Raw genomic sequence first — 12312 nt, 5'->3', positions numbered from 1 at the left:
ACTATCCACTCTGGACGGTTCCGGCTAGGGTAGCGAAGGCGATGATGTTGTCCCGGTAGCTCCGCGCGCTGCTGTCGAACGATCCGCCGCAGGTGATCAGCCGGATCTGCGGATCGGCTGTATCGCCGTAGACCTCCTCGTGGGGGAAGCCGGTCTTCGGTTCCTGCGCCATGCGGTGCACGACGAACCGGGCGATCGTCCCGTCCTGGCGACCGATCCGGATCTCGTCGCCGGGCTGCAACTCCTGCAGCCGCGCGAAGATCCCGTCCTGACCGTCACCGTTGACGTGCCCCAGCACCACGGAGGGCCCGACCTCGCCGGGAGTGGGGCTGTAGCGGTACCAACTAGCCTGCATCGGTTCGTGCACCGATGGCACCGCGACCGTCCGATCGGGATTGAGCCCCAGCGGGATCAACGACGACCGAGCATCGATCTTGGGGATCTCGATCCAGGTCGGCGGTGAGGGTGGCAGCGCCGATGCGGCCTGCACCTGCTGGGTTGATGTGTTGGCAGTGAGATTCGGGGGCCGGTCGGCGACCGAACATCCCGACAGCGCGAAGGAGAGCGCGGCAGCGATGAAGACCGGGGCGGCCGCGACCGCGCGACCACCCCGGCTCATCCCCCGCGCTCGGCGAGGCATGTTCATCCCAGGCGCCTCAGTTCACGCCCGCACGTCGGCGACGAAGCGCCAGCGCGGTGCCGCCACCCGCGACGGCGATCGCCGCGGCGCCACCGAGCGCAGCCGGGCCGAAGCCGGATTCCTCCGGGCCGCCACCGGTTTCCGGCGCACCGGTCGGGATCTGTGAAACCTGCCCGCGCTTCTCCCCCGGAGCCGGCTGCGACTCGACGGGACGGCTCCGCTCCGGCGCCGGCGCGGCTTCCTTCGGCGGCTCGACCGGGCGGCTCTCCTGCTCCGCGACCGGCTTGCTCTCCTCCACTGCGGCCGGCTTCGACTCATCCGCCCAGCTGACCGTCGCGGCCAGCGGCAGCGCCGCGGTTCCGAGCAGGGCAGCAGCTGCGACCGTACGACCAAGCTTCATCTGATTGCGTCCTCTCCGTTGGATCGGTCCGGGAAGTGCCGGACGAGGACCAGCATGGTCAGGACTTTTCAAGATCCCGTCTGCACGATGTGAAGAACCTGTTCGGATTCCGCCGCGCCGAATGTGAAGATCCTGTTCAGATGTGCTGCTCCGGCACTGCAGCGCGCCGGCGGCAGCGATAATGCGCCGTGTGAGCGCACATGTGCTGGTCGCGGAGGACGACCCGAAGCAGGCCGAGCTGATCCGGCGCTACCTGGAACGCGATGACCACCAGGTGGTGCTGGTCGCTGATGGCCGGGCAGCGATCGACGAGGCCCGGCGGCGCAAACCGGACCTGGTCGTGCTCGACGTGATGATGCCCAAGGTGGACGGACTGGACGTGTGTCGCGTCCTGCGCGCCGAATCGGACGTGCCGATCGTGCTGCTGACCGCGCGGACCACTGAGGACGACGTGCTGCTCGGCCTCGACCTCGGCGCCGATGACTACATCACCAAGCCCTACAGCCCTCGCCAGCTGGCCGCCCGCGTGCGCGCGATCCTGCGGCGGGTGCGGCGCGTTCAGGACCGCGGCCTCCAGCCGTTGCGCGTCGGCGAGCTGGTGGTGGACCAGCAGCGCCACGAGGTCACGCTGCACGGCGACAAACTCGACTGCACACCCGCGGAGTTCCAGATGCTGGCCGTGCTGGCCGCCGAACCTGGTCGCGCCTTCACCCGCGGCCAGCTGCTCAGCCAGGCCTTCGGCGTGGACAAGTTCATCACCGAGCGCACTGTGGACGTGCACGTGATGAACCTGCGCCGCAAGCTCGAACCGGATCCGCGCCGACCGGTCCGGCTGCTCACCGTCTACGGCGTCGGCTACAAGCTGCAGGACTGCCCCGATGGCACGTCGGCATAGCCTGCTGGCCCGGCTGCTGACGGTGTCGGTGGTGGTGGCCGGGTGCTCGATCAGTGCGACCGCGTGGCTGGCCGCGCAGAGCACCAGCGGGGCCATCAACCAGGAGATCGGCGAGAGCCTGGCCACCGACGCCAAGATCTACGACGCGCTGCTCGGCTACGCCGCCGCCCACCAGCAGTGGTCCGGCGTGCAGGACGTGGTTGCTGACCTGTCCGAGCGCACCGGTCGCCGCATCACCCTGACCACTGCGGCGCGCGCGCCGCTCGCTGATTCCGGGGACCCGCAGGACACCCCGCTGCCGCAGACCCCGTCAGCCGTGGTCGACCCGCTCTCCGTGGACCCGGTGCTCAAGCCCGGTACGACGGATTCGGGTATCGATCCGCGGGCCGTGGGCCCGTACCAGCTGACCGCTGACGAGCGCAGCGAACTGGCGGGCGCCGCGCAGCGGCAGGTCAGCTGCTTGCAGCAGATCGGGGCGGACGGCCGGGTCGTCGAGCTGCCCAACGGGCGTTCGACGGTCGAGATCACCGCCGACGAGCAGCCGGCCGTACCCAAGTCGTCGGCGCCGGACAAAACACCGAACGCGGAACCAGCCCGGGTAGCGGTGCCGGAGAAATCGTCCCGCGTGGCTCCTTCGGCGGATCTGTGCGCGGGCCCGCCGGTCACCACCGAGACCGAGCGCAGGGCCAACACCGAGCTGTTGACCCTGGTCAACGCCTGCCTGACCAGGCAGGGCGCGAATCCGCTGCCCGCCGACGCCGCCGAAACCACCTGGCCGAACGGCCTGCGCGCCGCACCGGAGGACCAGCACTGCGTGGACGCCGCACGCCGGGAACAGCTCGGCGGCTACGTCTCGCCCGCCGCTCAGCTGTTCATCACCAAGTCTGGCGGCAACCAGGCGGCAACCGATCTGTCCACTGTGGGCATTTCGCGGATCGCGTGGACCGCGCTGGCGGTGCTGGTGGTCACCGTCGGGCTGACCGCTATGGCCGCCAGCCGACTGGTCCGCCCGATAGACGCGATCACCGCGGCAGCCCGCCGGATGGGTGGCGGCGACCGCTCCGCACGGGTGCGGACCAGCGCGCGCGGAGAGATCGGTGAGCTGGCCGCAACGTTCAACGCGATGTCCGAACAAATCGAACGCACCGAGCAGCAGCGCAAGACGATGGTCAGCGACATCGCGCACGAACTGCGCACCCCGTTGGTCAACGTGCGCGGCTGGCTGGAGGCGACGCAGGACGGAGTGGCCACTCTGGACGAACCGCTGGTGGCCTCGCTGCTGGAGGAAACGCTGCTGCTGCAGCGTCTCGTCGACGATCTGCAGGACCTCGCGCTCGCCGACGCCGGGAACCTGCACGTCCACCCCGAACCAGTGCACCTCGGCGCGCTCCTGGAGCAGGTCGCCGCTGCGCACCGCAGCCGCGCCGAGGCCGACGGCGTAGGCCTGACCGCGACCGTCGACGGCGATCCGGATCTGTCCGCCGACCCGACTCGGCTGCGCCAGGCGCTGGGCAACCTGGTGTCCAACGCGCTGCGCCACACCCCTGCGGGCGGGCGCGTCGAGGTACGGGCTCGGCTGGTGGACGACGAAGTGCTCATCGAGGTCAGCGACACCGGGGTCGGCATCGACGCCGCGGCGCTGCCGCACGTCTTCGACCGCTTCTGGCGGGCGGAGAAGTCGCGCGGCCGGCACGGCGGTGGCAGCGGTCTGGGCTTGGCCATCACGCACCACCTGGTGGACGCGCACGGCGGTAGCATCGGGGTCCGCAGCACCGTCGGGGTCGGCACGACGTTCAGCATCCACCTCCCAGCGATGCAGTCCATAATGGACTTAGCAGAGCGAAGCATCGATCCCTAGCCCGAACAGTGCACTTCTGCGGCCAGCCCTCCCGCGCGCAATGGTCCACACCATTTCGCGTCATTTCCCCCGAAAGGCGGCTCGCTGATGACAGAGGAAGAACGGCGGACCCGTCGGGCCACGTTCCTCCAGCCAATCCTGACCACCCAGCTGTACTTCCCGGCGAACCCGGCAACGACTCGGACACCATCTTCGACCCGGCCCTGCTGATGGACGTCCAGGACGGCCCCGACGGCCGGACCGCCACCTTCGACTTCGTCCTCGACCTCCCCCGACTCGATCGGCGCCTTCCACCGAACCACCCGGTGGAAGGCGCCTTCATCACGCCACTGCGCGGCGCAAGACGGAGCAACGGCCGCGATCCCCGCACCGGAGCTGTGGCCGCCGATCGCGATTCGCTCCGGGTCGATCCTGAGCTCTGCCGCGTACTCGGCTGCCCAGGTCAGCGTCGCGTAGGCGTCGTCGTTCGCCGCGGGGAACGGGTTTTCGGGGGCCAGCCGGTAACCCACCGAGATCACGGTCGCTCCGGAGCCGTTGGCGAGCATCGCCGCCCACGGATGTTCGGTGCCGAGATCGCCCATGACGAATCCGCCGCCGTGCAACCAGATGATCGCGCCCTGGGCTTGATTCGGCCGGTAGATCCGCACCGGAACGTCCGGTTCACCGGGAACCGCGCGATCTTCGATCTCCAGGTTCGCGGTGTACGGCTCCGGTACCGAGGCGACCAGCTCGGCCAGCTGCTTGCGAGAGGTGGGCGGATCGCTCAGATCGGCCGGCGGGAACAGCGAGAGGAACGGTTCGAGTTCGGGATCCATGCCAGCCATCGTCCCGGCGGAGCACCGGCCGGAGCACCCGCCAGCTGTCGCGCGTTTCAGCTCCACCGCGCGACGTTCGCGCATATCCTGCCGACATGGATGCGTTGGTCGTCCGGCTGTCGCAGTTGGATGCTGAAGCCGCGGGCGCGCTGCGGGTCGTCTCGTTCTACGACACGCTGATGCGCCGCCCGGTGGACATCCCCGCGCTGGTCAGGGCCTCGGCGGGGTTGTCCGAGTGCGTGGCTGGGGTTCGGTTGCACGGCACGGGACGGGTGATCCGGTTCGCGCCGAACGGCAAGGAAGCATCGGACTCGTCGATCCCCACGTCCACCACGACGCCGATCTCGCTGGACGAGGAGGAGATCGGCACTGCGTGGTTGGAACGCCCGGGCCCGGCTGGCCCGCTAGACGATCTGTTGCTGGAGCGGCTCGCCATCGCCGCGGCGGCGGTGGTCGAGAGGTACGGCCCGGCCCGCACCACCATGGCCGACCCAGCACTCGTCGAGCTGGTGATCAGCGCTGACAGCGACGAGGCCGCGCGGGAACGGGGCCTGCGGCTCCTGGGTTTCGCGCCCGCCTTGCCGATCCGCGTCGTCGCCACGCGCTCGTCGCTCCCGCTCGACCAGATCGGCGATTTGATCAGCCCGGGCCGTCCGGTGAAAGCGGCGCCGGTCGGTGGAGTCGGCGTCATCCTTGCGACCACTGTGGACCCGACCCGATTCCCGGCGGGAACCCGCGCGGGCATCGGTACCGCTCAAAACCCCGCGCTGTCCTGGAAGGAGGCGCGCACCACCCTCCGCTTCACCACCCCGAACCAGCCCGTCGTCCACCACCGCGATCTGGGAGCGCTGGCCCTGCTCGCGCAAATCCCCCAGGACACCGCCCAGAACAACCCCGACGTCGCTGCGATCGCCCAGATCGCCGAATCCCCGGAAGACTTGGAAACCCTCGACGCCTACTGCGCCACCGGTTCGCTGCGTCGAGCAGCGGAGCGCCTCCACCGGCACCACAGCAGCGTCGCCCGCCGACTCGAACACCTCGGCAAAGCCCTCGACCTCAACCTCACCGAACCGACCGGGCTGCTCCGAGCCAACCTCGCCCTGACCACCTGGCGCCTGCTCGCCGACTGAAGCCCAGCGAGAAAGGCACCCCCGACCGATACCGGTCGGGGGTGCCTTCGAACTCGGTTCAGCAGCCGGGGGCGCAGGGTTCTCCGTTGGCGGTGGAGCCCGCCGCCGGAAGCTCCGAGAGCTTGCGCTGCTGCGCGCCGTCGGTGTGCTCGGCGATGAGTTCGACGATCAACTTCGCGAACCTCGGGTCCGGGCCCGCAGTCACCGCGCGGGCGAAGCCCATGCCCAGTTCCGCTGCCTTGTCCTTGGCCTCGTTGTCCAGGTCCCAGATGACCTCGAGGTGGTCGGAGATGAAACCGATCGGGCTGACAACGACCGCCTGGACGCCCTTGGCGTGCAGGTCCTCGATGTGGTCGCAGATGTCGGGCTCCAGCCACGGCACCTGCGGCGGGCCGGACCGGGACTGCCACACCACGTCGTAGCCGTCCGCGCCGACCGCCTCGGCCACCAACCGCGCGGACTCGGCGACCTGGCGGGAGTACCACCGCGGCTGGCCGTCCGGGCCCTCCTGCTCGTCGGCCCGCAGCGGGATGGAGTGCGCGGTGAACACCAGTCGCGCCTGCTGACGCTGTGCCGGGTCGAGCTCCTCGAACGCCCGGCGCACCGCGTCGGCGTTGGCCTCGATGAACAGCGGGTGGTCGAAGAACTGCCGCAGCTTCACCAGATCCGGGGCCCGCTCGCCGACCGCTTCCCGCGCCCGGACGATGTCCTCGTGGTACTGCTTGCACCCCGAGTAGCCGCCCCACGCCGAAGTGGCGAACACCAGCGCGTTGCGCACCCCGTCGTCGGCCATCTTCGCGACGGTGTCCTCGACCATCGGGTGCCAGTTGCGGTTGCCGAAGTAGACCGGCAGATCACGGCCCTGCGCGGCCAGTTCGGCCTCCAGCGCGGCGATGATCTCCTTGTTGAGCCGGTTGATCGGCGACACCCCGCCGAAGTGGTGGTAGTGCTCGGCGACCTCGTCGAGGCGTTCTGGCGGGACTCCCCTGCCTCTGGTCACGTTCTCCAGGAACGGCCGGACCTCCTCCGGCCCCTCCGGTCCTCCGAACGACAGGAACAGCAACGCGTCAAAGCTCACCCGACCATGATGGCTGCGCCGAAAAGCTCGCGCGCAGCCGGGTGCACCGGCTGCGCGCGAGACCACACCACAGACCTGTCTTCGATCCAGGTTTTTGATCCTTGTCATTGAAACGCCGTAGGCGTTCAGCCCACCCTCGGCGCTGGCACCGCCGCGGGTTCTCAGCGTTCGCCTGGCGAGGGCGGCCCAGCCGCCGTGTATTGGCGCCAGGCGGGCGCTGAGGTTCCGCTACCCGCACCGCCACGCAAAACGAGGATGGAAACAGGTTCTCAGACGCCCAGCGCGTGCACGCCGCCGTCGACCATGACCATCGAACCGGTGGTCATGGGCAGCCAGTCCGACAGCACCGCGCAGATCGACTTGGCCACCGGGGTCGGGTCGTCGACGTCCCACGGCAGCGGCGAGCGGCCGCTCCAGCCGGCTTCCACCAGGTCGGTGAAGCCCGGGATCGACTTGGCCGCCATGGTCCGCACCGGACCGGCCGCGACCAGGTTGACCCGGATGCCCTTCGGTCCGAGCTCGCGCGCCAGGTAGCGAGTGGTGGACTCCAGCGCTGCCTTGGCCACGCCCATCCAGTCGTAGGCCGGCCAGGCGACGCGGGCGTCGAAGTCCATGCCGACGATCGAACCGCCCTGGCCCATCAGCGGGAGGGTGGCCGTGGCCAGCGACTTCAGCGAGTAGGCCGAGACCTCGATCGCGGTGGAGACGTCCTCCCACGGCGCGTTCAGGAAGTCACCGCCCAGGCAGGACGGCGGGGCGAAGCCGATGGAGTGCAGGACGCCGTCGAGGCCGTCGACGTGCTCGCGGACCCGCTCGGCCAGGCTGTCCAGGTGCTCGTTGTTGGTCACGTCCAGCTCGAGCACGGGCGCCGGCTTGGGCAGCCGACCCGCGATTCGCTGCACCAGGCTCATCCGGCCGAACCCGGTGAGCACCACCTCGGCACCCTGCTCCTGGGCGACCTTGGCCGCGTGGAACGCGATCGACGAGTCGGTGATCACGCCGGTGATCAGAATCCGCTTGCCTTCGAGCAAACCGCTCACGAAATCCTCCGCTGTGCTTCTCCACCAGGTGCGCAGGCACCTGGGACTAACACCGCGCGCAGCCGTCGTGGGCGCGCGGTTCGAACGTGGCTCAGTGACCCATCCCGAGACCGCCGTCGACCGGGATCACCGCTCCGGTGACGTAGGCCGCGGAGTCCGAGGCCAGCCACTGCACGGTGCCCGCGACCTCCTCCGGAGCGGCGAACCGGGCCAGCGGGATCTGACCGAAGATCTCCTTCTTGCGCTCCTCGGACAGCGCGTCGGTCATGTCCGTGGTGACGAAACCGGGGGCAACCACGTTCGCGGTGATGCTGCGCGAACCCAGCTCGCGGGCGATCGAGCGGGCCAGGCCGACCAGGCCCGCCTTGCTCGCCGCGTAGTTGGCCTGCCCGGCGCCGCCGGAGAGCCCGACCACCGACGAGATGAAGATCATCCGGCCCTTGCGGTTGCGCAGCATGCTGCTGGCCGCGCGCTTGGCCACCCGGTAGGAACCGGCCAGGTTGGCGTCGATGACCCGGCTGAACTGGTCCTCGCCCATCCGCAGCAGCAGGGTGTCGTCGGTGATGCCGGCGTTGGCCACCAGCACCTCGACCCGGCCGTGCGCGGCCTCGACCTCGTCGAAGGCCGCCGCGACCTGCTCCGGGTCGGTGACGTCGCACTGCACCCCGAACAGCCCCTCCGGTGCACCCGATCCGCGGTGCGTGACCGCGACCTTGTCCCCGGCGGCCTGGAACGCCTTCGCGATGGCCAAGCCGATGCCGCGGTTACCGCCGGTCACCAGTACGGACCGTGCCACTGTGGATCTCCCCTCGAACGCAAGATTCGGTTCAGCCGCGACATTATCCGTTCGGGGACGCCTACCGCTCGTCGCCTCCATACAGAAAAAGGGTCACCGTGTCGTGGTGCGCCTACACCCGCGAGGGCAGGCAGACTGCGCTATGCGGCTGATCACCACCGCACCGCCAACACCGACCAGGAAGGCGCTCCGATGGCCAACCCGCCCGCTGACCTCGTCGCCGAGCTGCGCGCCGCGCTGTCCGGACCGGCGCGCTTCGACCCCGGCACCCGAGCGCTCTACGCGACCGACGCGTCCAACTACCGGCAGGTGCCGACTGGGGTGGTCTTCCCCCGCGACGAGGACGACGTGGCCGCGACCGTGACCATCGCGCGGCGTCACGGCGTACCGATCACCACGCGCGGGGCGGGCACCAGCATCGCGGGCAATGCCATCGGCACCGGACTGGTGCTCGACTTCGCCCGCCACCTCAACCGGATCGTCGACATCGACGTCGACCGCCGGCTGGCCCGCGTGCAGCCCGGTGTGGTGTTGGACTCGCTGCGCTCGGCGGTGGCCGGGCACGGGTTGACCTTCGGTCCCGATCCCTCCACGCACAGCCGTTGCACGTTCGGCGGGATGATCGGCAACAACGCCTGCGGCACGCATTCGGTCGCCTGGGGCAAGACCGTCGACAACGTGCACTCCCTGGACGTGCTGCTCTCCGACGGCACCCGGCTCGAGGTCGGCGCGACCTCGCCGGAGCAGCTGGACGCGCTGTGCGCTCGCGGGGATCGCGTCGGACGTCTGCACCAGGACCTGCGGGGGTTGCGGGACGACGTCGCCGATCTGGTCCGCCGTTCTTTCCCCGACCTGGCACGTCGGGTGTCGGGTTACAACCTCGACCAGTTGCTGCCGGAGAACGGCTTCCACCTGGCCCGAGCCCTAGTCGGCTCCGAGGGCAGCTGTGCGGTGGTGCTGGGGGCGACGGTCCAGCTGGTGTCCTCGCCTGCGGTCCGAGCGCTGACCGTGCTCGGGTTCCCCGATACCTACGCTGCCGCGGACGAGGTGCCCCGGCTGCGGGGACTCGAGGCGCTGGCCATCGAAGGGCTCAGCTCCGAACTGGTCGAAGTGGTGCGGCAGCGCAACCCCGCGTCGCCCGCGTTGCCGCTGCTGCCCGGCGGGCGCAGCTGGCTGCTGGTGGAGAGCGGCGGATCCGACCTCGGTGAGGCCGAGTCCGCGGCCAGGGACATCGTCCGGGCGATGGGTGAGCGCGCGGAGAGCGTCGTGCACACCAATCCGGTGCGGATCGCGGCGCTGTGGAAGATCCGCGAGGAAGGCTCCGGGTACTCGACCCGGATGGCCGGTTCAGAGCGCTGGTCAGGCTGGGAGGACGCCGCCGTCCCGCCCGAACAACTGGGCTCCTACCTGCGGGAATTCGACGCTCTGCTGGCGCGGTTCGGCCGCCGCGGCGTCACCTACGGCCACTACGGCGACGGCTGCATCCACGTCCGCATCGACTTCGACCTGCTGTCCGGGCCCGGCACGGCGGAGTACCGCTCGTTCCTGGAAGCCGCGGCGGACCTCGTGGTGGCGCACGGTGGCTCGGTCTCCGGTGAGCACGGCGACGGCCAAGCCCGCTCCGCGCTGCTGTCCCGGATGTACCCGCCCGAGGTGATCAAGGCGTTCGAGCGGTTCAAGGCGGCCTTCGATCCGGAGGGGTTGCTCAACCCCGGGCAGATCGTCCACCCGCGACCGGTCGACTCCGACGTGCGCCCGCTGGTCGCCCCGCCCAAGATCCCGACGCGCACCGCGCTGGCACTGCACGCCGACTCCGGTGACCTGGCCGCCGCGACCCGCCGCTGCGTCGGCATGGGCAAGTGCCTGAACACCACAGGTGGGGTGATGTGCCCGAGTTACCGGGTCACCCGCGAGGAGAAGCACTCCACGCGAGGCCGCGCTCACCTGTTGTTCGAGATGCTCGCCGGTCGGGTCATCAAGCACGGCTGGCGGTCCAGGGAGGTCCGCGAAGCGCTCGACCTGTGCCTGTCCTGCAAGGGATGCAAGTCCGACTGCCCGGTCGACGTCGACATGGCGACCTACAAGGCGGAGTTCCTGCACCAGTACTACCGGCACCGGCTGCGCCCGGCCGCGCACTACTCGATGGGCTTCCTGCCGCTGTGGTTGAAGGCCGGGCAGCGCGCCCCTCGGCTGGTCAACCGGGTGCTTTCCGGCCCGCTGGCACCGGTGTTCAAACGACTCGGCGGGATCGACGCGCGACGAGACGTGCCGGAACTGGCCGCCCAATCACTACAGGCGTGGTGGTCCGAGCGGAATCCGCGAAGCAGCAACTCCGCACGGGTGCTGCTCTTCCCGGACACCTTCACCAACCACTTCGACCCGCACATCGGGCGCGATGCGGTCACCGCGCTCGAAGCCCTCGGCCACGCCGTGGAAATCCCGCGCGAACCGGTCTGCTGTGGACTGACCTGGCACTCCACGGGTCAGCTCGGCATCGCCCGCCGCGCGGTCCGCCGCACCGCCCGCCTGCTGCGCCCGCAGCTCGACCGCGGTCTGCCGGTGATCGGCCTGGAACCCAGCTGCACGGCATTCCTGCGCAACGACGCGGTGGAACTCGCCCCGGACGACCTCGACGTCGCTGCCCTGGCCGCGGCGACCCGCACCTTCGCCGAGTGGGTGGAGCCGACCCGCGAGCAGTGGCAACAGCCCGCGTCGGACCGGCAGGCCCTGGTGCAGGTCCACTGCCACCAGCACGCCGAGCTGGGGTTCGCCGCCGATCAGGCCACATTGGACGCCACCGGCACGCGGGCTCGCGTGCTGGACTCGGGATGTTGCGGACTGGCGGGCAACTTCGGCTTCGAACGCGGCCACCACGACGTCTCGATGGCCTGCGCCGAGCAAGGCCTGCTCCCAGCCGTGCGCGCCGCGGAGCCTGGAACCGACGTGGTCGCCGACGGCTTCAGCTGCCGGACACAGCTGCGCCAGGCCTCCGACGTCGAACCCGTCCACTTGGCTACCCTCGTCGCTCGCACCCTGGACGGGACGCAGCGGTGACGCACCCGACAACCACCGGCGGAATGCCGGAGCGGGCGCACCGCGTTGTCCCGGTAACCGCCACGAGAAGGGAACTCCCATGGCAACGGTCGAGCTGACCAAGGACAACTTCGACGAGGTCGTCGCCGACAAGGACTTCGTCATCATCGACTTCTGGGCGTCCTGGTGCGGCCCGTGCCGGCAGTTCGCCCCGGTCTTCGACCGCGTCTCCGACAAGAACGAGGACATCGTCTTCGCCAAGGTCGACACCGAGGCCCAGCAGGAGCTGGCCGGCGCGTTCAACGTCAGCTCGATCCCGACGCTGGCCGTCATCCGCGACAACGTGCTGATCTTCCAGCAGCCGGGCGCGCTGCCGGAGAACGTCCTCGACGACGTGATCCGCCAGGCCCGCGAACTCGACATGGACGAGGTCCGCCAGGAGGCGCAGGAGGCCAACTGACCTCCCGGCCGTGCGATTTCCATTGAGCCTTTTCATCCTGGCCGGCTGGTGACCGCGAAGCACGACCGGCACCGCGCGTCGAGGGGCGCATGCGCCTGCGGCGCATGCTCCCCCCCCCCCCCCCCCCCCCCCCGGGGGTGATACGATTGCCCCCCCCCCCCTGGGCG

General features: G+C 70.0%; 11 protein-coding genes. 5 read left to right on the top strand and 6 right to left on the bottom strand.

Annotated features, from left to right (window positions below):
* Nucleotide 1 precedes the first annotated feature (1 nt).
* Together ACWCO2_RS00055 and ACWCO2_RS00050 are read right to left on the bottom strand one after the other, a co-directional pair.
* Nucleotides 2-619: a class F sortase gene (locus tag ACWCO2_RS00055; RefSeq protein ID WP_450125459.1), complete on the bottom strand. Its 618-nt coding sequence runs from the start codon at nucleotides 617-619 to the stop codon at nucleotides 2-4.
* Nucleotides 620-656: 37 nt separating this feature from the next.
* Nucleotides 657-1040 carry a hypothetical protein gene (locus tag ACWCO2_RS00050; protein ID WP_450125458.1) on the bottom strand — a complete coding sequence of 128 codons (384 nt, stop codon included), beginning with the start codon at nucleotides 1038-1040 and terminating at the stop codon, nucleotides 657-659.
* A gap of 190 nt (nucleotides 1041-1230) precedes the next feature.
* On the opposite strand from ACWCO2_RS00050, the gene ACWCO2_RS00045 reads away from it, so the two are divergent.
* Together ACWCO2_RS00045 and ACWCO2_RS00040 are read left to right on the top strand one after the other, a co-directional pair.
* Nucleotides 1231-1935: a response regulator gene (locus ACWCO2_RS00045; RefSeq protein ID WP_450125457.1), complete on the top strand. Its 705-nt coding sequence runs from the start codon at nucleotides 1231-1233 to the stop codon at nucleotides 1933-1935.
* On the top strand, nucleotides 1919-3793 hold the full coding sequence (locus tag ACWCO2_RS00040; RefSeq protein WP_450125456.1) for a sensor histidine kinase: 1875 nt from the start codon (nucleotides 1919-1921) through the stop codon (nucleotides 3791-3793). Before ACWCO2_RS00045 ends, ACWCO2_RS00040 begins: the two co-directional genes overlap by 17 nt.
* On the opposite strand, the gene ACWCO2_RS00035 is transcribed toward ACWCO2_RS00040, so the two are convergent.
* The gene (locus tag ACWCO2_RS00035) at nucleotides 3790-4608 is read right to left on the bottom strand and encodes an alpha/beta hydrolase (protein ID WP_450125455.1); all 819 of its coding nucleotides are present in this window, start codon (nucleotides 4606-4608) and stop codon (nucleotides 3790-3792) included. The two genes, ACWCO2_RS00040 and ACWCO2_RS00035, sit on opposite strands and share 4 nt — an antisense overlap.
* Nucleotides 4609-4703: 95 nt before the next feature.
* Here ACWCO2_RS00035 and ACWCO2_RS00030 point away from each other — a divergent pair, with 95 nt between their 5' ends.
* Entirely contained in the window at nucleotides 4704-5738 is a 1035-nt protein-coding gene (locus ACWCO2_RS00030; RefSeq protein WP_450125454.1) for a PucR family transcriptional regulator, read from the top strand.
* 58 nt (nucleotides 5739-5796) lie between these two features.
* On the opposite strand, the gene ACWCO2_RS00025 is transcribed toward ACWCO2_RS00030, so the two are convergent.
* From ACWCO2_RS00025 to fabG, 3 genes are all read right to left on the bottom strand, one after another.
* Entirely contained in the window at nucleotides 5797-6816 is a 1020-nt protein-coding gene (locus ACWCO2_RS00025) for a ferrochelatase (RefSeq protein ID WP_450125453.1), read from the bottom strand.
* Nucleotides 6817-7085: 269 nt separating this feature from the next.
* The gene (gene fabI / locus ACWCO2_RS00020; RefSeq protein ID WP_450125452.1) at nucleotides 7086-7856 is read right to left on the bottom strand and encodes an enoyl-ACP reductase FabI; all 771 of its coding nucleotides are present in this window, start codon (nucleotides 7854-7856) and stop codon (nucleotides 7086-7088) included.
* 91 nt (nucleotides 7857-7947) lie between these two features.
* Nucleotides 7948-8652 carry a 3-oxoacyl-ACP reductase FabG gene (fabG, locus tag ACWCO2_RS00015; RefSeq protein WP_270951668.1) on the bottom strand — a complete coding sequence of 235 codons (705 nt, stop codon included), beginning with the start codon at nucleotides 8650-8652 and terminating at the stop codon, nucleotides 7948-7950.
* Nucleotides 8653-8844: 192 nt separating this feature from the next.
* Between fabG and ACWCO2_RS00010 the strand changes: the two genes are divergently transcribed.
* Together ACWCO2_RS00010 and trxA are read left to right on the top strand one after the other, a co-directional pair.
* A complete protein-coding gene (locus ACWCO2_RS00010) occupies nucleotides 8845-11706 on the top strand; it encodes an FAD-binding and (Fe-S)-binding domain-containing protein (protein WP_450125451.1) in 2862 nt (953 codons plus the stop codon).
* 79 nt (nucleotides 11707-11785) lie between these two features.
* Complete coding sequence (trxA, locus tag ACWCO2_RS00005; RefSeq protein WP_450125450.1) at nucleotides 11786-12145, top strand: thioredoxin; 360 nt, start codon at nucleotides 11786-11788, stop codon at nucleotides 12143-12145.
* Nucleotides 12146-12312 lie beyond the last annotated feature (167 nt).

The sequence above is a fragment of the Saccharopolyspora sp. NPDC002376 genome, from assembly GCF_053593195.1.
This window is presented reverse-complemented; position numbering and strand designations above follow the sequence as displayed.

Coding starts and splice junctions, on each gene's coding strand:
- ACWCO2_RS00055 (WP_450125459.1), bottom strand. CDS start 619: ATGAGCCGGGGTGGTCGCGCGGTCGCGGCCGCCCCGGTCTTCATCGCT.
- ACWCO2_RS00050 (WP_450125458.1), bottom strand. CDS start 1,040: ATGAAGCTTGGTCGTACGGTCGCAGCTGCTGCCCTGCTCGGAACCGCG.
- ACWCO2_RS00040 (WP_450125456.1), top strand. CDS start 1,919: ATGGCACGTCGGCATAGCCTGCTGGCCCGGCTGCTGACGGTGTCGGTG.
- ACWCO2_RS00035 (WP_450125455.1), bottom strand. CDS start 4,608: ATGGATCCCGAACTCGAACCGTTCCTCTCGCTGTTCCCGCCGGCCGAT.
- ACWCO2_RS00030 (WP_450125454.1), top strand. CDS start 4,704: ATGGATGCGTTGGTCGTCCGGCTGTCGCAGTTGGATGCTGAAGCCGCG.
- ACWCO2_RS00010 (WP_450125451.1), top strand. CDS start 8,845: ATGGCCAACCCGCCCGCTGACCTCGTCGCCGAGCTGCGCGCCGCGCTG.
- trxA (WP_450125450.1), top strand. CDS start 11,786: ATGGCAACGGTCGAGCTGACCAAGGACAACTTCGACGAGGTCGTCGCC.